The sequence below is a fragment of the Mesorhizobium sp. B3-1-8 genome (genome assembly GCF_006439495.1).
Classification (GTDB): Bacteria; Pseudomonadota; Alphaproteobacteria; order Rhizobiales; family Rhizobiaceae; genus Mesorhizobium.
Map to the genome: position 1 here is coordinate 14,016 of NZ_VFTK01000039.1, position 19,104 is coordinate 33,119.

At 63.7% G+C, this 19,104-nt stretch carries 18 protein-coding genes; 15 read left to right on the forward strand and 3 right to left on the reverse strand.

The window, feature by feature from the left end; genetic code table 11:
- Positions 1-63 precede the first annotated feature (63 nt).
- The 5 genes from FJ424_RS27815 (at position 64) to FJ424_RS27835 (ending at position 6,872) form a co-directional block, all read left to right on the forward strand.
- Positions 64-519: a hypothetical protein gene (locus tag FJ424_RS27815; RefSeq protein WP_140658838.1), complete on the forward strand. Its 456-nt coding sequence runs from the start codon at positions 64-66 to the stop codon at positions 517-519.
- On the forward strand, positions 516-5,030 hold the full coding sequence (locus FJ424_RS27820) for a YadA-like family protein (protein WP_140658837.1): 4,515 nt from the start codon (positions 516-518) through the stop codon (positions 5,028-5,030). Before FJ424_RS27815 ends, FJ424_RS27820 begins: the two co-directional genes overlap by 4 nt.
- A gap of 8 nt (positions 5,031-5,038) precedes the next feature.
- Complete coding sequence (locus FJ424_RS27825; RefSeq protein ID WP_140658836.1) at positions 5,039-5,608, forward strand: invasion associated locus B family protein; 570 nt, start codon at positions 5,039-5,041, stop codon at positions 5,606-5,608.
- A gap of 12 nt (positions 5,609-5,620) precedes the next feature.
- Positions 5,621-6,346, forward strand: coding sequence for a hypothetical protein (locus FJ424_RS27830; RefSeq protein WP_140658835.1), 726 nt, complete (start codon positions 5,621-5,623; stop codon positions 6,344-6,346).
- A gap of 109 nt (positions 6,347-6,455) precedes the next feature.
- A complete protein-coding gene (locus FJ424_RS27835; RefSeq protein WP_246677365.1) occupies positions 6,456-6,872 on the forward strand; it encodes a DUF4189 domain-containing protein in 417 nt (138 codons plus the stop codon).
- 68 nt (positions 6,873-6,940) lie between these two features.
- Here FJ424_RS27835 and FJ424_RS27840 read toward each other — a convergent pair whose 3' ends face one another.
- Positions 6,941-7,975, reverse strand: coding sequence for a LacI family DNA-binding transcriptional regulator (locus tag FJ424_RS27840; RefSeq protein ID WP_140643486.1), 1,035 nt, complete (start codon positions 7,973-7,975; stop codon positions 6,941-6,943).
- A 180-nt stretch (positions 7,976-8,155) separates the two neighbouring features.
- Between FJ424_RS27840 and FJ424_RS27845 the strand changes: the two genes are divergently transcribed.
- The 10 genes from FJ424_RS27845 (at position 8,156) to FJ424_RS27890 (ending at position 17,323) form a co-directional block, all read left to right on the forward strand.
- The gene (locus tag FJ424_RS27845; RefSeq protein WP_140658833.1) at positions 8,156-9,202 is read left to right on the forward strand and encodes a sterol desaturase family protein; all 1,047 of its coding nucleotides are present in this window, start codon (positions 8,156-8,158) and stop codon (positions 9,200-9,202) included.
- A 128-nt stretch (positions 9,203-9,330) separates the two neighbouring features.
- Positions 9,331-10,263: a sugar ABC transporter substrate-binding protein gene (locus tag FJ424_RS27850; protein ID WP_140643663.1), complete on the forward strand. Its 933-nt coding sequence runs from the start codon at positions 9,331-9,333 to the stop codon at positions 10,261-10,263.
- A 100-nt stretch (positions 10,264-10,363) separates the two neighbouring features.
- A complete protein-coding gene (locus FJ424_RS27855; RefSeq protein WP_140658832.1) occupies positions 10,364-11,416 on the forward strand; it encodes an ABC transporter permease in 1,053 nt (350 codons plus the stop codon).
- Positions 11,416-12,435, forward strand: coding sequence for an ABC transporter permease (locus tag FJ424_RS27860; protein WP_140658851.1), 1,020 nt, complete (start codon positions 11,416-11,418; stop codon positions 12,433-12,435). The genes FJ424_RS27855 and FJ424_RS27860 overlap by 1 nt, the downstream gene beginning before the upstream one ends.
- A gap of 78 nt (positions 12,436-12,513) precedes the next feature.
- A complete protein-coding gene (locus FJ424_RS27865; RefSeq protein ID WP_140658831.1) occupies positions 12,514-13,347 on the forward strand; it encodes an ATP-binding cassette domain-containing protein in 834 nt (277 codons plus the stop codon).
- A gap of 89 nt (positions 13,348-13,436) precedes the next feature.
- Positions 13,437-14,441 carry a Gfo/Idh/MocA family oxidoreductase gene (locus tag FJ424_RS27870; RefSeq protein ID WP_140658830.1) on the forward strand — a complete coding sequence of 335 codons (1,005 nt, stop codon included), beginning with the start codon at positions 13,437-13,439 and terminating at the stop codon, positions 14,439-14,441.
- Positions 14,438-15,397 (forward strand): sugar phosphate isomerase/epimerase, encoded by a 960-nt coding sequence (locus FJ424_RS27875; RefSeq protein ID WP_140658829.1) that lies wholly within the window; start codon positions 14,438-14,440, stop codon positions 15,395-15,397. Before FJ424_RS27870 ends, FJ424_RS27875 begins: the two co-directional genes overlap by 4 nt.
- 10 nt (positions 15,398-15,407) lie before the next feature.
- Positions 15,408-15,716, forward strand: a complete 309-nt coding sequence (locus FJ424_RS27880; RefSeq protein ID WP_140658828.1) for a MocE family 2Fe-2S type ferredoxin — start codon at positions 15,408-15,410, stop codon at positions 15,714-15,716.
- Between the two features lies 1 nt (position 15,717).
- Positions 15,718-16,500 (forward strand): TIM barrel protein, encoded by a 783-nt coding sequence (locus FJ424_RS27885; protein WP_140658827.1) that lies wholly within the window; start codon positions 15,718-15,720, stop codon positions 16,498-16,500.
- Positions 16,501-16,510: 10 nt separating this feature from the next.
- On the forward strand, positions 16,511-17,323 hold the full coding sequence (locus FJ424_RS27890) for a 3-methyl-2-oxobutanoate hydroxymethyltransferase (protein ID WP_140658826.1): 813 nt from the start codon (positions 16,511-16,513) through the stop codon (positions 17,321-17,323).
- A 61-nt stretch (positions 17,324-17,384) separates the two neighbouring features.
- Here FJ424_RS27890 and FJ424_RS27895 read toward each other — a convergent pair whose 3' ends face one another.
- Positions 17,385-18,224 carry a 3-keto-5-aminohexanoate cleavage protein gene (locus FJ424_RS27895; RefSeq protein ID WP_140658825.1) on the reverse strand — a complete coding sequence of 280 codons (840 nt, stop codon included), beginning with the start codon at positions 18,222-18,224 and terminating at the stop codon, positions 17,385-17,387.
- Between the two features lie 130 nt (positions 18,225-18,354).
- Positions 18,355-19,023, reverse strand: coding sequence for a LysE family translocator (locus FJ424_RS27900; RefSeq protein WP_140658824.1), 669 nt, complete (start codon positions 19,021-19,023; stop codon positions 18,355-18,357).
- Positions 19,024-19,104 lie beyond the last annotated feature (81 nt).

Here is a 19,104-nt window from a genome sequence, read left to right on the forward strand (position 1 = left end):
CCCCTGAAAACGTGTCTTTCTGCAGCAAATCCGGTATTCGGATTCTAAGCTGGCCGAGGGGACATGAGCGACGACACGGCGATTCGCCGGAGCCTTTCCGAGGAGATCGGTTACTGGCTGGAGTCGGCATCGCGGACGCTTGAGAAGCGCTATGGAAATGGCGTGCCCCTCGCCAAGCAGGACATGCTGCTGGCCCATTATCTCTATGGCCTCACGGCTGTCGTTCACGCGCATGACGCGCCTGCCGTCCATCTGGCGGCGGTGCGGTCCTATCTCGAGCGGCTGATCCCAACGGAGCGGGTTGCGGCGGCGCTCAAGGCTGTCCCCGAGGATGGTGACGCCTGGCTTGAAAACACGCTCGATCGCGTCGAGGCGATCGGTGAAAAACAGGGCCATGCGCTGCTGGTGCGCAGCGCCGATATCGTCATCCCATTTTCGAGCAGACACGCTTTGGCGGCAGGATCGGCGGAACCTGCCGTGATCGAGCGCGACCCACCAAAGGAGGCATTCTCGCAATGAACTTCAGGCAGGAACGTATCAGTCAGCGCGGATCGGCCCGATTTGCAGGCAATTGGATTTCCAGCGCCGGCGACAGCCGCTCGCTCCGGCGCCGCCTGATGGCGGTATTGCGCATGGCGCATCGGGTGCTTGGCATGCAGCGCAAGGGGCTGGGGCTTGGCACGCTCGGCGGTGGCAGGATTCTGGCGGCGGCGCTGGGTATGATTGCATTGGGCGGTATCGCCACGCCGGCATCGGCACAGGTTTTCGGCGGCGGCGGCACGGCAAACGGTGTGCGCGGTATCGCGTTTGGATCTGGAGCCGTGCAAAACGGAGCCGATTCCATCGCCGAGGGTACCAATGCCAGCGCGGGCAGCCAGAATGCCGTCGCGATCGGCTTCCAGTCGATCGCCTCGCAGATCAACTCCATCTATCTCGGCTCGCGGACTGCTGCGGGAACGGGTGCCACTGCCACGAGCGCCATCGGCATCGGCACGGATGTCACGGCATCTCAGGCCGACGCAATTGCCATGGGACGTTCGTCCGTGTCGTCGGCACAATATGCGATCGCCATCGGTCTGAATGCGCGAGCTACGGGTACCGGCGGCGCGATCGCGTTGGGTCAAGGCACTGTCTCGAGCGGCGTCAATTCGGTCGCGCTCGGTGTAACCGCCAATGCCACTGGGGCTGGCGCAAACGCCTTGGGCACCTTCTCCCTTGCTTCTGGGGGGAACTCCACTGCCCTCGGCACCAGTTCCACGGCCAGCAACAACTATGCGACAGCCGCGGGCTGGGGATCTGTCGCCAGCGGCGCCAACTCCACTGCCGTCGGGCGTGAGGCCGCTGCCAGCGGCATAAACGCTTCTGCATTCGGGGAAGGGGCAAAAGCGGTAGCAGACAATTCTCTCGCTGCCGGCGTCAGCGCCAACGCAGGCGGAGTCGGCAGTACCGCGCTCGGCATCGGCACCTCGGCCGGCGGCGCCAGTTCGGCAGCCGTGGGCTTCCAGGCCCAGGCAGCCGGCACCAATGCAATCGCCGTTGGCCCCCAGGCAAATGCATCGGCGTCAAACTCGGCAGCGTTCGGCAACGTTGCCACGGCTTCGGGTCAGTTCGCGCTGGCTCTGGGCAATTCGGCCGTGTCGAGCGGCGTCGGCTCGGTCGCGGCTGGTTCTGGAGCCCAGGCGACGGACGTCTCCACCACCGCGATCGGCAACAACGCAGCGGCGATAGCCGCCAATGCAAGTGCGCTGGGATTGGGCGCCACTGCGAGCGGTGTAGACGGCACGGCGGTCGGCAGGCAAGCCACTGCGAGCGCTCAATCGGCCATCGCCATAGGCACCAGCTCCGCTGCGAGCGCCGCCGCCAGCACGGCAGTTGGCAACACGGCCGTCGCCAGCGGCATAAACTCCTCCTCATTCGGATCTGGATCCAAGGCGGCAGGAGACAACTCTCTTGCCGCCGGCGTCAGTGCCAACGCCAGCGGAATCGCCAGCACCGCGCTCGGCATCGGTTCCAATGCATCGGCGCAGAGCGCCATCGCCGTCGGCAACAATGCCAAGGCCGATTCCGCCGAGGCGGTCGCCATGGGCACCAATGCGGTCGCGACCGGTGGCAAGGCTGTCTCGATCGGCTCTGGCAACACCGCCTTTGGCGACGGCGCGGTCTCCATCGGCGATCCGAGCTATGCCAGCGGCACCGGCGCCTTCACCGGCGGTGCCAACAACATCGCCAACAGCGACGGCACGGCGAGCGCCACCGCCGCCAACCAGGCCGCCGGCGCGGTGGCGATCGGCAACAACAACAAGGCGATCGGGCAAGGCTCCGTGGCGCTGGGCAACGGCTCTACCGCGGGCGCCGCCGGCCTCGCCGGCAATATCGCCCTGGGCGACGGCGCGACCGCGGCGGCGAAGTCCGGCGATGTCGCCCTGGGCTCCGGCTCGGTGACCGTCGCGGCGGTCGGCACGAGCGGCACGACGATCGGCGGGACGGCCTACAGTTTCGCCGGAACGGCTCCGACATCGACCGTCAGCATCGGCGCTCCGGGCGCGGAGCGGACCCTCACCAATCTCGCGGCGGGCCGGCTCAGCAACGCCTCGACCGACGCGATCAATGGTTCGCAGCTTTTCGCGACCAATCAGCAGGTGACGCAGAACACGACCGATATCGCCAACATCGGAAATACGATCACCGACATCAACACCGGCGCCGGCATCAAATATTTCCACGCCAATTCGACGCTGCCCGATTCCCAGGCTCTGGGGACGGATTCGGTCGCGATCGGCCCGAATGCCGTCGCCAACAATGCGGGCGACGTGGCAATCGGCCTGAACTCCGTATCCGGCACCACGACCGTGGTCGGCGGCACGACGATCGGCGGTGTGAACTATACCTTCGCCGGCGGAACGCCGGCCGGCGCGTTCTCGGTCGGCTCGGTTGGTGCTGAACGCCAGATCCAGAACGTTGCGGCCGGGCGGTTGAGCAACTCCTCGACCGACGCGGTCAACGGCTCGCAGCTGTTCGCGACAAACCAACAGGTGACGCAGAACACAACTGATATCGCGGCCAACACCGCCGACATCACCAATCTCGGCAACACGATCACCAACATCAACACCGGTGCCGGCATCAAGTATTTCCACGCCAATTCGACGCTCGCCGATTCTCAGGCGCTGGGGACGGACTCCGTCGCGATTGGCCCGAATGCCATCGCGAACAACGCCGGCGACGTGGCTATCGGCTTGAATTCGGTATCGGGCGCCACGACCAATGTCGGCGGCACGACGATCGGCGGCGTCAACTACACCTTCGCCGGCGGAACGCCGGCCGGCGCATTCTCGGTCGGCTCAGTCGGCGCCGAGCGCCAGATCCAGAACGTCGCGGCCGGGCGGTTGAGCAACTCCTCGACCGACGCGGTCAACGGCTCGCAGCTGTTTGCGACCAACCAGCAGGTGACGCAGAACACGACCGATATCGCGGCCAACACCGCCGACATCGCCGCCAACACCGCCGACATCACCACGCTCGGCAACACCATCAACAATTTTGCCGGCGACACCTCGACTGCCTACACGGACGCCAACGGCGAAGGCATCCGCTACGTGCGCACCAACGACACGACGCTTCCGGTCACCGATGCCTTCGCGCAAGGGATCGGCTCCTCGGCGCTCGGCTACCAGGCGACGGCGTCCGCCGCCAATTCCCTGGCTCTCGGCCGCGGCACCGCGGTCACCATAACCGACGGTGTGGCGCTCGGCTCCGGCTCGGTTTCCGACCGTGCGGTCGCGCCAGTGTCGGGGTCGATCCTTTCCGGCACCGGCCTCATTCCCTACAACACCGCGGACATGACCCTGCTCGGCGCCGTCTCGGTGGGCACCTCCACCGCTTATCGCCAGATCATCAATGTGGCCGACGGCACCGAGGACCAGGACGCCGTCACGCTTCGCCAGCTGAAGGGCGCGCTGAGCTCCTTCGCGGTGACCGGAAGCATGTACTTCCACGCCAACTCGACCGCGTCGGACTCGCTGGCGGTCGGCGCCGATTCGGTGGCGATCGGTCCGCGCACGACCGTCAATGGCGACAACGGCATCGGCATGGGCAACGGCGCCATCGTCCAGCAGACGGCCCCCGGCGGCATCGCGATCGGCCAGACCTCGACTGTCAATGCGGCAGACAGCATCGCGCTAGGCACGAACTCGACCGCCAACGGCGCCCAGTCAATGGCGCTCGGCGCCGGCGCCACGGCCAACGAGCCGGGCAGCGTCGCTCTCGGCGCCGGCTCGACGACGGCGGCTGCCGTCGCCACCACCGGCACGACGATCAACGGCGTCGCCTACACCTTCGCCGGAACCAATCCGACGAGCACGGTGAGCGTCGGCAGCGTCGGCAACGAACGCACCGTCACCAATGTGGCCGCGGGCAGGATCAGCGACACTTCCACCGATGCCATCAATGGCAGCCAGCTCTACGCGACCAATCAGGCTGTCGAAGCGGTGCAGGGGAGCGTCGGCAACCTGAATGAGTTCGCCGTTCAATATGACAAGAACCCGGACGGCACCAAGTCGAACTCGCTGACGCTCGTCGGCGGTGACGTGAATGCGCCCGTTGTCATCCACAATGTCGGCGCCGGCACCGCTGACACCGATGCAGTCAACGTGCTGCAGTTCAACAACGGGCTGGCGACAACGTTCGACAACTCCAAGACCTACACCAATCAGGTGGCGGCCACCACGCTGCAGCAGGCCAATGCCTATACCGACTCCAAGCTCAGCCAGCTCAACATGGACATGGGCGAGGCGCGCGGCGAGGCGCGGCAGGCCGCCGCGATCGGCCTGGCGGCTGCTTCGCTGCGCTACGACGATCGCCCCGGCAAGCTGAGCGTCGCGGCCGGCGGCGGCTACTGGCGCGGCGAAGGCGCCGTGGCGTTCGGCGCCGGTTACACCAGCGAGGACGGCCGAGCCCGGGCGAACCTCTCCGGCACGACGGCGGGCGGGCACTGGGGTGTCGGCGCGGGCGTCAGCTTTACCCTGAACTGAGTCTGCTGATGACCAGGCAAACAGTCCTTGCCGTAATATCGGTGGTTTGCCTCCTTCTGTCCGGCCCGCACGCGGCCGGGCAAGGGGCGGCCCCTGCCTACAGGATAAAGCCTTCCGACGTCGCGGTACCTCCGGACGTGAAGCTTGGCGAATATCAACGCATCACGCGTCCGTTCGAGAACTGGACGCTGATCTGCGACGAGAACCTGCAGGCCAGGAAGAAAGTATGCAACATCAGCCAGTCCTTCATCGACCAGGGCCAGGCAATAATCTTCAGCTGGTCGCTTGCGGCCGACGAGAAGGGCAAGCCGTTCATGATATTGCGCGCGCCCAGCGCGGCAGGGGCAGGCAACAAGCTTTCGCTCAGATTTGCCGGCCGCAAACAGCCGGTCGACGTTCAACTGCAAGGCTGCGACGCGTCGGTTTGCGTCGGTTATCTACCCGTCGGCCCGGTGCTTCGCGAGCAGATCGGCAAGGAGACGATGGTCCAGGTTTCCTATTCCCTGCCGTCGGGAGCGACCGTCAGCCTCGATGCCCCGTTCAAGGGGCTCAAGACCGCGCTGTCGGCCATCAACTAGAAAGACCTTGAGATGACACGCCAATCCATCGAGGACAGAATCCTGACGCACTCCCAGCCGGTCGCGCTGCCGGAGCCGCCGGCAAGTGCGCCGCCACAGCGTTCGCCAGGCTGGCGCCTGGTGCGAAACACGGCGCTGCTCGGCGCGTTCGCGGTCTTGGTCGCGGCGGCGGTGGTCCTGTCGCTCCGTCTCTATCCCGCGCTCGGTACATTCGTCGCCGGCACGGCCTCCGCGCAAGCACAGGCGCCCATGCAGGGCGAGCCGGCGCAAGCCGCGCCTGCGCCGGCGGATATCGCGGCGAACAAGAATCCGTTTCAGGCGCATGTCGCTCAGGCGGGCGTGCGCACCTGCGCCAATCTCTTTACCACGCTCGGACAGGCTCTGACGGCAGGATCGACCTATGCGGTCCAGACGCAATGGGACAAAACTTCGCCGGATGCCCATGCGGTGCAGGCCGTGGCCGGGATGAGCTACGATCTGCCGGACTATAAGACGCAGGCCGCGGGCGTCGTCTTTGCTTCGCCCGTCGGCCAGACCTGCGAGGGCGGCTTCGTGCGCGTGGCGCCGTTCCAGCGCTCTTGCCAGGAAGTTGCCGGAACGCTCCCGAAAGGCAGCCTGCTGGCGGACAATCTTTCGAAAACGATGCTTTTCAACCTGGCCAACAATGGCGGCCAGGCGCTGCTGGTCCCCACCGGCAATACCTGTGTCGTCGTCTCGGTGGCCCGCATGGGCGGCTAGCGGCCAGCCGTGATTGTCGATTCCTGGACAGCTGCAATTGGGAGCTACGAAAATGCTGATCAACCGTCGCCTCTCATTCCCGCTGCTGGCGGCTTTTGTCGGACTGACAATGGCGAGCCAGGCCGCTGACCTGGTGGCGCCGCCGCCGGCGCAGACCGGCGAGGAGAGGGGAATCTGGGGCGCGATCGCCTACTCGCCGGGCGACGGCAGGCACGGCTTCTTCTGGGGCGCCGACAAGCGGCAGGAAGCCGAAGACATCGCGCTCAAGCACTGCGAGAATGCGGACGGCGCGGGCTGCAGGGTGGTCGAGGTGTTTCGCAACCATCGCCATTGGGACGATGATGACGGCACCGGCTTTCCCTATGAGCATTGCGCGGCGCTTTCAGTCGGCAAGAGCCGTGGCCCGGCGACCCCGTTCTGGGGTGTCGCGTCCGCCACGACGCGTCGCGAAGCCGAGGACAAGGCCAGGGCCGAATGCGGCGGTAAGGAGAAGCAGTGCAAGATCCGCGAGTGGGTCTGCACCTGAGCGTCGACAACGCTGCAGCCTGCATTAGATGTTCTGCCGCGTGAAGCGGAAGGCAGCGGCCCGCTGACTCAGATATTCTCCGGTGTGACTATTTCGAAAGGTATCGACCGCTGAAGGGTCGCGAATGGTGCTTGTGGTCCAATGACATCGATCATGGTCTGCACGAGAAGGGCGGAGGTCGCTTCAAGGGGGTGGCAGAGAGCTGCCGTGATCAATCCTTCGGACAATCCTCTGCGCGTCTCGGGCCCAATGTCGCGGCATACCACCTTGATCCCCGATCGCCTCTCGGAAGACACTTCCCTCAAGGCGCGAAGCACGCCTGTGATGCCGCCGCCAACAATTAGAATCCCCACCAGATCGTCCGTCGTCTTCAGCAACTCGGCCACCATGCGGTAGGCCTCGCTCGATTCCTCGTGAGTGGGGCGGCTCTCCTCCACTGTGAGCCGAGGCGCGTGCTCGCGCAGATAGGAGCGGAAGCTGGCGTCCGAGACATCCTGGCATTGGTAGCGATGATTGCCGATGAAAACAGCGATTCGACCAGCCCCTTGCGTCGTTTGCGTGATCAGGAATGCTGCGGTGCGCCCCAGCTTCCAGTTGTCGGTGCCTACATAGGCCGCCCTTTCCGGTGCGGATTGATCTGTGATGTAGGAGACAACCGGCTTACCCATCTCCTTCAGGGAACGGATGGCCTGGCCAATGATCGGGTGATCCGCCGCGACCACCGCCACAGCGTCGCATGCATCGCCAAGCGCGATGAGCCGGCTCGATATCGTCTCCGGCGTCAAAATATCCACGAAGTCGACGACAGGGTCGATGACCTCGTCCCGCCGCTCGCGGCAGGCGGTCACGATCTTCTTCCCGAACAGTTGGTAGAGGTCGCGGGTCGACTGCTGGAGCAGGAAACCCAGCCGGTAATGCGGCGAGATTTTTCGCGCCCGGTCATCGATCGCGCCGATGCCGTAAAAGCCAATTTCTTCCGCGGCGCTTTGCACGCGCTGGACTGTTTTCGGCCGCACGGCAACGGTGCCGCCAAGAATTCTGTTCACCGTCGCCACCGACACGCCTGCCGCGGTAGCAAGATCGTGGATTGTCGGCCGCTTCATGAACGCTCACCCTTCTCTGTATCATCATGATTGAAACTAAATGATACAAATGCAATTTTGATATTATTTCTGCCTTCTCCGAATATCAACCCTCCGATATGAATTGCGCCGAGTGAGGCCTCGATCGGATGTCGAGAGCCCACAGACCCAGACCGATCCGGGCACGGAGGCGCTGTCACGATGGATGATCTTCAGTATGGAACGCGCGACAGGCGCGGTAACTGGGCACCACATCGCCGTGCCGAGCCGGCACCGATCTGGCACCGTCCGTTCAATGTGAAGAAGGTGGTAGCCTGGATTCCAGAATTCTTCTGGCCGTGGAACACCTTCCACCTCGCCACGTCGCTCATTTGGGTCAACCTGCTGATCCCGAGCTGGCAGAGTCTCGCGAGCCTCTCGCTGCTCAACTACCTTTGGCTGTACGGCCTCAACGCCGCCGGGATTTTTCTTTTCTACGGCTTCTTCGAGCTGCGCTACTACGTCCAGCGCAAGCAACAGAACCGCTTCAAGTACAATCCAAAGTTTCCCTCGGACGCGCCGTCCGACGTGTTCTGGTTTCAAAGCCAGAACGTCGACAATTTCACCCGCTCGTTTTTCGTCACCATACCGCTGTGGACGGTGGTCGAGATCGTGATGCTGTGGGGCTACGCGAACAGCTGGGCTGTCTGGCTGCCCTGGACGACGAACTGGCTTTACCTCTCGTTCCTGGTGCTTATCGCGCCTGCCTTGCATGAGGTCTATTTCTTCTTCCTGCACCGGGCGATCCATTGGCCGCCGCTCTACAAATGGGTGCACTCGGTCCACCACAATTCGATCAATCCGAGCCCGTGGTCGTCGCTGTCGATGCATCCGGTCGAGGGCTTCCTCTATCATGCCGAAGCCTGGGTGCACCTGTTGATCCCGTCCAACCCGGTCTGCGCCTATTTCACGCTGCATGGAGCCGGTTTCGGCGCCGTCAACGGCCATCTCGGCTTTGAGACCTTCGAGATCACCGACAAGGTCAATCTCGATAGCCACTCTTACGTGCACTACCTGCACCACAAGTACTTCGAGGTGAATTACGGCGGCGACGGGCTGGTGCCACTCGATAAGCTGTTCGGCACCTGGCACGACGGCAGCAAGGAAGCCGACGAGGTCATGAAGGCCCGCTTCCGCAAGAAAAAGGAAAAGGTGCGGAGCCGGCAGGAAGGCCGCGGCGATCCGGCATCCGGAATGCCTGCGGAATAACGAACCAGGCGCCGTTTCGGCTGGGTCCGTGAGGAGTGGGCCCGGAACAGGAAGACTTTTGTTGAAACCCTATGGGGTAATCTGGGAGGAATACCATGAAGCTTTTCAAGACACTCGTCTCGACGGCGATGCTGATCGGGTTCAGCACCGGCGCGACGCTCGCCGCCAACATCTTCGTCGTCGGCGGCAAGCCGGACGATCCGTTCTGGTCGATCGTCAAGCGCGGTGCCGAAGACGCCGGCAAGGTCGTCGAGGCTCAAGGCGGCAAGGTCACCTGGCTCGGGCCGCAGAACTACGACAATCTGGGTGTGGACGCCGCAGAGCTGATCCGTCAGGCCATCGACCAGAAGGCCGATGCCATCGTCGGCCCGGACTGGGTGCCGGAAGCGATGGATCCTGCGTTCAAGGCGGTTAGGGATGCTGGCATTCCGCTGCTTATCTACAATGCCGGCGGGCTGAAAGCGGCCGATCGTCTCGGCGCCATGAACTATGTCGGCTCCGATGATTACAAGGGCGGCGTTGCGGCCGGCGAGTACCTTACCAAGGCCGGCAACAAGAAGGGTGTCTGCATCAACACGCTGCCAGGCGCCGCCAACATCGAGGCGTTTTGCGGTGGCTTCAAGGAGGGTATGAAGAACGGTGGTGGCGAAGCCGACGTGCTGCCATTGCCCGCCACATCCTTCGGCTCGGCAACCGCCGTAGCCCAGGCGGTGAAGGCCTATCTGTTGCAGCACCAGGACGTGAACGCTGTCTTCACCATCGGCAATGTCGACGCCAACTCGGCCATGAACGGCATCACCCAGGCCGGGAAGGTCGGAAAGGTGCACCTGTGCGGCATGAATTTTGACGAGACCATCCTGAACAACATCAAGGGTGGCCAGCAGGACTGCGCCATCGACCAGCAGGGTTACCTGCAGGGATATCTCGCCGTGGCGATCCTCAATGGTCACGTCAATTACGGCCTGTCGGTGCCCACCCGCGAGATCCTTACGGGACCAGGCATCATCGACAAGACGAACGTCGACGCCACCATCGCTGGCGTGAAAGCAGGGACACGATAATCCTCCCGCCTGGGCCGCCCGCGTTTTGCGGCGGGCGGCCCTTTTTCCCTTTCTCTGCGGTGGCACATTACGGCCAGCCGCGTGCTCGCGGATTACCCTAATGGCACATCCCGTCGCATCCACATCAACGCCTGCGCTCGAACGCTCGCAGTCCGGACTGGCGCTCGGCCGGTTGGCCCGTCGACCGGAGTCGGGCTCGTTCCTTGGCATGGTCGCAGTCCTGCTTTTCTTCGGCCTATTCGGCGGCAGCAGTTTCATGTCGGCAGCCGGTGCGGCAAGCTGGCTGAACATCGCTTCAGAGATCGGGATCATTGCGCTGCCGATAGGGTTGCTGATGATCGCCGGGGAACTGGACATCTCGGTCGGCGCGGTGATCCCCGCGGCGTCGCTCACCGCTGCCATCGTCTCGGGTCACTACGGGCTGCCCGATTGGCTTGGCATAACGGCAGCGCTCGGCTTCGGCCTCGCCGTCGGCCTCGTCAACGGCCTGTTTGTGACGAGGACAACCATCCCGTCGCTTATCATCACCATCGGCACCATGTTCGGCACGATGGGTCTGACGCTGGGCCTCACCGTCAAGATCGCCGGCAGCACCGGCGTCTCGCTCGTCCCGGACCCGCTTACCAAGCAAATCTTGGGTGACTATCTCGGCGGCATGTTCCAGGTCACGATCCTGTGGTGGGTCGTGTTCGTGGTTGGCCTGTTCTGGCTGTTGCACATCTCGCCGATGGGCAATTGGATCTATGCGCTCGGCGGCGACAAGGAGAGTGCGCGCAACGTCGGCATCCCAACCAAGCGCCTGACCATCGGCCTCTTCATGCTGTCCGGCTTCAGCGCCGCTTTCGTCGGGGTCAGCGAGGTGATGGTCTACCAAAGCGCGCAGGTTCTGGCCGGCCAGTCCTTCATCTTCAATTCCATCATGTGCGTGGTCATCGGCGGCGTCTTGCTCACGGGCGGTTTCGGCTCGATCGTCGGCATCGTGTTCGGCACGCTCACCTTCTCGATCGTGAACCAGGGCATCTATTTCACCAGTCTCGATCCCAATGCCGGCAGCGTCATCATCGGTGCGCTTCTCCTGATTGCGGTGTTGACCAACGACACGTTCCGGCAGTTGGCGCTCAGCTATTCGTCGAAGAAGGGAGGACAGTCATGATGGACGCAATCAAATCATCACTGCGCCGTCCCGAAGCCGGATCGGTCCTCAGCCTCATTGGCGTGGTGCTGTTCTTCGTTCTGTTCGGCGGCGCCAATCTGGGCACACTGGTTGGCGCGGCGAGTTGGGTCAATTTCGCGGCCAATCTCGGCATCGTCGCCATTCCCGTCGGCCTGCTGATGATCGCGGGCGAACTCGACATTTCCATCGGCGCCATGATCCCCGCCGGTTCGATGACCACGGCCATCCTGACCGGCTACTACGGACTGCCCATAACGGTAGGGATCGCCGGCGCGCTGGCGGTCGGCTTGGCGGTTGGCCTGATCAACGGCCTGCTGACGATCCGCACCTCCGTGCCCTCGCTTATCATTACCCTGGCCACGCTGGTCGCCATGCAAGGGGTGGTGCTCAGCGGGTCTGTGCTTCTGACCGGCAACGCCAGCGTTGCGCTCACTGCGCCGGACTGGGCCAAATTCCTGTTCGGCCAGTTGATCGGCGGCAGTCACCAGGTGATCATCGTCTGGTGGGTTGCGTTCGTCGCCATCATGGGTTTCGTTCTGCACAAGACCCGCTATGGCAATTGGCTTTTTGCAATGGGCGGCGACAAGGTCAGCGCCCGCAATGCCGGCATTCCGACGAACCGGATGACCATTGCGCTGTTTGTGTTGTCCGCGGTCAGCGCCACATTCGTTGGCATCTGCCAGGCGATCCTGTTCAACTCCGCCCAGGTCTCCGGCGGCATGAGCTTCATCTTCAACGCGATCGTGTCCGTGGTGGTGGGCGGTGTGCTGCTGACCGGCGGTTTCGGGTCGGTGCTCGGCATCTTCGTCGGCACGATCACATTCGCGATTGTGAGCCAAGGCATCTACTTCACCCAGATCGACCGAAACTGGTCGAACCTGATCATCGGCGTGATGCTCCTGCTGGCCGTGCTGATGAACCAGTCGTTCCGCGACCTGGCGCTGTACTTCAGACCGCGGCGCAAGCGAAGCCTGCCGCGGGAGCCAGCCAACCCATGAGAGATGAGTTTGAGATCACTTCCCGCTTCGGTGAATGCCACCCTGGCGCAGTCGAATTGCAGATGAAGAGATGACGCCATGAACGACAAACCTGCCATTCTCGAACTGAGAAACGTCAACAAATCCTTTGGACCGATCGACGTCTTGCACGATATTTCGCTCAGAGTGCGCGCCGGCGAAGTGCTTTGCCTGCTCGGCGACAACGGCGCCGGCAAGTCCACGCTCATCAAGACCCTGGCCGGGGTCCACAAGCCAACCAGCGGCCAGATATTGATGGATGGTCAGCCGGTTACGTTCACCGGACCAAGCGATGCGCAGGGGCGCGGAATTGCCACCGTGCATCAGTTCGGCGGCACGTTTCCGCTGATGAGCATCGGGCGGTCTTTCTTCGTCGGCGTCGAGCCGACCAAAGGTTGGGGGCCGTTCAGGATCTACGACCGCAAGCGCGCCAACGAGATAGCGGTGAAAGCGGTCCGGGATTTTGGCATCACCCGTATCGACGACGGCGACCGCCTGGTGGGCGGCCTGTCGGGCGGCGAGCGCCAGTCGCTCGCCATTGCCCGCGCCGTGCATTTTGGAGCGCGCGTGCTGATCCTGGATGAGCCGACCGCGGCACTCGGCGTCAAGCAGGCCTCGCATGTGCTGCGTATCGTCAACGAGGCCAAGAAGCGTGGCCTGGCGGTGGTCTTCATCACCCACCAGGTCATGCACGCCATGACCGTCGGCGACCATTTCGCGGTACTGATCCGCGGCGCCATCGCCGCCGATTTCCGCAAGGGCGAAAAGTCACGCGAGGAGATTACGGATCTGATGGCCGGCGGCGAGACCATGGCCGACCTCGAAGCCCAGGTCGAAGGCTACATGGAAACCCATGCGGGCCATCCGCCGTCCCTGATCCCAGCCGCTCACTAGACTTTCCTTGGGAGGTTATCCAGTCCGGCGCGGCTTCATCTCGCCGCTCACCGCGATCCCGTAAACCCGAAAGCAAAAACAGGACAGAAATGACAATTCGCATTGCAGTGATCGGCGCCGGCCTCATGGGCGCGGATCATGCCAGGATAGTCGCCGAGGAACTGCCCGGCGCAACCCTCCAATTGGTTTGCGACATGGATGAGCAGCGCGCTCGTTTCGTCGCTGATGCATGCGGCGCCAACGACGTTGCCACCGATCCCGAGGGCGCCATCGCGCGGCAGGATGTGGACGCCGTTATCATCGCCAGCCCCGATTTCACGCACGCGCCGCTGTCGATGGCCTGCATTGGCGCCGGCAAGCGGGTACTGTGCGAAAAGCCCCTGTCACAAGCCCCGGCTGACTGCATTGCGGTGATGGCAGCCGAACAGAAAGCCGGGGCGAAATTCGTCCAGCTCGGCTTCATGCGCCGGTACGACCGCTCCTACCAGGAGATGAAGCGGGCGCTGGAAGACGGCCGTCTCGGCCGGGCGTTGATGATGCACAATTTCCACCGCAACGTCGAAACGCCGGCCGCCGATTTCACCGGCGCGATGGCCATCACCAATTCCGCCCCGCACGAATTCGACGTCGTGCGTTATGTGCTCGGCACTGAATACACCGCCATCTCCGCATTCCAGCCGAGACGCTCGGACGCGCGTGTTGCGCCTGTCGTCATGGTGTTGGAAACCGTGGATGGCCAGTTGGTCAACATCGAGATCAACAACAACGCCGCCTATGGCTATGACGTGCGTGCCGAACTGGTCGGCGAACGGGGCGCCCTGGCGACCAACAATGTTGCCTTTACCCGCACTGAGTCCGCGCTTACCCAAAGCACCAGCTACGACGCCGACTGGCGGACCCGTTACTACGATGCCTACCGCCGCCAGAACCGAGACTTCCTGCGCTTCGCCATGACTGGCGATTTTCCCGTGACAGCGTCGGATTGCTGGGACGGCTATTGCGCTGCCGTCGTTGCTGAAGCTGGCGTGGTGGCGCTGAAGGAAGGCCGTCGAACGCCCGTCCAGATGATTGCAAAGCCGGAGTTCTACGCGTGAAGCTGGGTTTCGTTTCAGACAGTCTCGGCAACCTGCCGTTCGAGGCGGTGCTCAATCATGCCCAGCGCATGGGCGTATCCGGTATCGAGGTGAACACGTGCGGCTGGTCGACCGCCCCCCATTTCCGTCTCGCATCGATGCTGGGCAACAGGGAAGCACAGAGACGCTTTATGGGAGCGTTCGAGGAACGCGGGCTGGAGATCATCAGCCTGAATGCGAATGGCAATCCGCTGCATCCGACCGATCCGGCCCAGGGCGAGGCGTTGAAAGATACGATCCGCGTCGCCGGCGAGATGGGCATCCGCACCGTCTGCACCATGAGCGGCCTCCCTGCCGGCAGCGCCGGCGACAGCATGCCGAACTGGGTTGTCTCGTCCTGGCCGCCGGAAACGCAGATCATCCTCAAATATCAATGGGAAGAAAAGCTGATCCCGTTCTGGACCGAGATCGCTGCGCTGGCAAAGGCAAACGAGGTCGAGCGCATCGCGCTCGAGCTGCACGGCAATCAGTGCGTCTACAACGTGCCCTCACTGCTGAAGTTGCGACAAGCGGTCGGACCTATCGTGGGCGCCAATCTCGACCCCTCGCACCTGTTCTGGATGGGCGCCGATCCACTCGCCGCCGCCGAAACGCTGGGCGAGGCCATCTATCACGTGCATGCCAAGGATACGATGCTGAACCGGCCCGTTCAGGCAACGACCTCGCTGCTCGAGAATGGCAGCCTGATGGACATCCCGGCCCGCTCCTGGAGCTATATCACGCTCGGCTTCGGTCATGGCGAGGAGTGGTGGCGGCAGTTCTGCTATCGGCTGAAGATGGCCGGCTATGATGGCTGGCTCTCCATCGAGCACGAGGACGTGCTTCTGAATTCGCTGGAGGGGCTCGAAAAGTCGGTCGCGCTGCTCCAGGGCGTGATGCCGTCGGCTCCCGCAGACTTCAAACCGCAAGATATCTGAGGAGACGTATATGCCCTGGGTCGACGCTTGTGCCGCTGACGAAATCGAAGCCGAGGAAGCCAAGCGTTTCGAGAATGGCGGCCGCACCTTCGCGATCTTCCGTAACGATGCGGACGAATACTACTGTACGGACGGATTATGCACACACGAGGCGATCCACCTTGCCGACGGTCTTGTCATGGGCAATACGGTGGAGTGTCCCAAGCACGCGTCCGTTTTCGACTTCACCACCGGCGAAGTCGAAACGCCGCCGGCCTGCGAGAACCTCAAGACATACAAGACCAAGGTCGAGAACGGCCGCGTGCACATCGAGATTTGACATGTCCGACACCTTTATCCTCGCCGCCTGCGCCGAAATGCTGTGGCGCGACCGGCCGATGGAATTCCGCGTCAGGCGGTTGACCGAACTGGGCTTCCAGATCGGGCTGTGGAACTGGCCGGAGCATGATCTCGCCATGCTGGAAAAATCCGGCGCCACCTTCTCGATCATGAACGGCTATCTGCGCGGCCGGCTCGCCGACGATGAAGGCGCGGAAGAACTCCTGAAGACAGCCAAGGAGACGGCCGCCGTCGGCAAGCGCCTTGGCGTGGCACGCCTCAACCTGCATGGCACTGGACTGGGCGAAGGTGGTCTGCCGGTCAGCCCGCGCGAGACGGTCACCGGCGCGATGTGGCTCAAGGCGCGCGACACGCTCAACCGCGTCGCCGATCTTGCCGAAGCGGAAGGCGTTACCTTCACGCTCGAGAACCTCAATCTGCCGGTCGATCATCCCGGCGTGCCCTTCGCGCGCGCCGAGGACACGCTGGCGCTGGTGTCGAGCGTCAACCGGCCGGGCCTGCGCCTCAACCTCGACCTCTATCACGCACAGATCGGCGAGGGGAATTTGATCGAGCTCTGCCGCGCCTGCCTGCCATGGATCGGCGAGGTCCAGGTGGCGGACGTGCCGGGGCGCATGGAGCCCGGCACCGGCGAGATCAACTATCGCGGCATCGCCGGCGCGCTGAAGGATATGGGCTATCGCGGGCCGGTCGGCATGGAAGCGTTCGCTTCCGGCGATCCCGAAGCGGCGCTCGAGGCCTTCCGCAACGCTTTCACCATCTGAGGGAACGAAAATGGTCACCAAGAACAACCGGCCGACCGTCGCCGACATCCGCGCCATGAAGGCGCGCGGACAAAAGATTTCGATGCTCTACGTCACCTCGCTCGAAGAGGCGGCGGCGGCGAACGCTGCCGGCGTCGACATGCTGTCGATCGAAGGACGCTTCTTCTCGCCTGAGATGCGCGAGGCCGCGGGCCGCTGCTTCGTCCAGGTCGGGCTTCCCTATGGGCCTGCCGGCGACCTGGTCTCGGCGCATGACTATCTCGGCGCCGCCTATCACTTTACGCGCATGGGCGGCGACTGCTTCTACTGCGCCGCCTCGCTCGATATCCAGAAAACGCTCTGCGACAACGCCGTGCCGATCATCGCCCATGTCGGCCTCATCCCCTCGCAATGCACCTGGACCGGCGGCTTCAAGGCCGTCGGCAGGACGGCCGAGAGTGCGCGCTGGGTGCGGGACCACGTGAAACGCCTCGAAGCCATCGGCTGCTTCGGCGCCGAATTGGAAGTGGTGCCGGACCGCATCGCCGAACTGATCACCAGGAACACGCCGATGATCATGCTCGGCATGGGCGCCGGCCCCCATGCCGACGCGCAATATCTTTTCAGTGAGGACGTGCTTGGCCACACCGCCGGGCACAAGCCGCGCCACGCCAAGACCTATCGCAACTTCGCCGCCGAATTCGAGCGGCTGCAGCGCGAGCGCATCGCCGCCTATCGCGAGTTCATCGCCGACGTGCGCACCGGCGCCTATCCCGAGCCGCAGCACGTCGTGCCGATCGCCGACGAGGAGCTTGCCGCTTTCAAGGCCGCGGTGGATCTCTAGCGTTGAAGTGCGATCAGCCGATCTCGATGTCCATTTTGGCGATCAACCGCTCGCGCGCCCTTCAGGCGGCGTCCCACTGGCCTCTAAGCGTGTCCGCATTGGCGAGTGTGAGCCCGCAGGCTTCGACTGATCGCTTGGTGGCCGCGACGAGGTCCTGATTTCCCGAAGCCGGTGTTCCATCGGGCAGGAAAAGATTGTTCTCGAACCCGACGCGCGCGTTCCCGCCAAGCAGCGCGGCTGCCGTCACGCACGCCGTCTCCTGGTTGCCGAAGGCGCAGACCATCCAATGGCTTGCAGCGGCAGTGCCCGGGGCCAAGAAAGGCAGCAGGTCGGCCGGGCGGGACGTCTGTCCAACCGCGTAGCGGCCGAGCACATAGAGAACCGGCAGATTGTCGAAGGGGATCAGGCCGCGGCCCGCGAGCATCGCGAGATAGGTTGCCTCCTCGGGAGTGTAGAGGATGACCTGCGGTGTGATCTTTTCCCTGCGCAGCGTTTCAAGGAATGCGGCGAAACCCGCTTCGTAAGTTTGGTCGGGCAACAACTCGCGCAGGGCCAGTGAAACCGCCTCGGGCCGCGCTTCCAGCACCACCCGCATCTGCTGTTCGGGCCGATAGATGCCCAGTGCCTCGCTGGTGATCTGGACGACGAGCCGTTCGTCGACACTGGCCCTGATCGCCGCGGTTACGGTCCGGTAGGCTTCGGCGTCGAGCAGGTGATGTCCGTCGCGGTCGCGGACATGGACATGGATCATGGCGGCGCCCGAGTCGAGCGAAGCCGCGGCCACATGCGCCAACTCATCCGGTGTGATCGGCAAGGCGGGATGATCGGCCTTCGTGCGCCGGCCGCCATTTGGCGCCACGGCAATCGCGACCGGATCGGGGCGGCTGGCAACCGGTTGCATGGAATTCCTTTCGGCCCGAATGGCTGCTTCATCTGTCGCATAGGCATGCGTTGTGCAACAGATGCGACGTCGTGGCCATCGACGCGATCGTCGAGGCCTCGTCGACCGTCCGCTGAACGTCGCCGGGCAATCAAAGGGCGGGGCGCTTGGCTATGGCCAGGCCCAAGCCGAGCGCGATCATAGCGCAGCCGGAGGCCTCCCGCAGCCGGCGTATTGTGCTGGCGCGCCCGGCCGCGCCTTGCCGGATGCGGCTCGCCGCAAAAGCGACCACGACATCGGCCACAGTGTTGAGCGTCACCGATATGAAGCCAAGGACCATGAATTGCAGGGCGACCATGAATTGCAGGGCGACGTGGCCGGCGCCCAGGTTCACGAATTGCGGAATGAAGGCCAGGAAGAAGGCGGCGGTCTTTGGGTTCAAGGCCTCGACCAGCACGCCTTCGCGAAACGCTCGGCCAGTGCCGACGGCAGGCGATAGCGTCTCGCCTTCCAGCATCGTCTTTGCCTCGTTGCGCGCGGACTGGAAGGTGCGGAAGCCCAGCCAGACGAGGTAGAGGGCGCCGATCAGCTTTAGCGCCGTGAACAGCTCCGCGCTGGCGAGCACGATAGCTGAAACACCCAGGCTGCCGGCAAGCACGTGGACCATGCCGCCGAGGCCCGTCCCGAAACTCGAGGCAATGCCTTCCGCGCGTCCTCCAGCCAGCGTGCGTGCGGCGACATAGAAGATGCCCGGCCCCGGTGTAATGGCAAGCAGGAATGCCGCGGCGAAGTACAAGGCGAACTGGGTCAAATCCGGCATGATGGACTCTCTTGAAAGTGCAGGGCCGGGTTCACTCCGGCCAGTCTTCAGACCGGCCAGTCTTCACACCGGCCGGTCTTC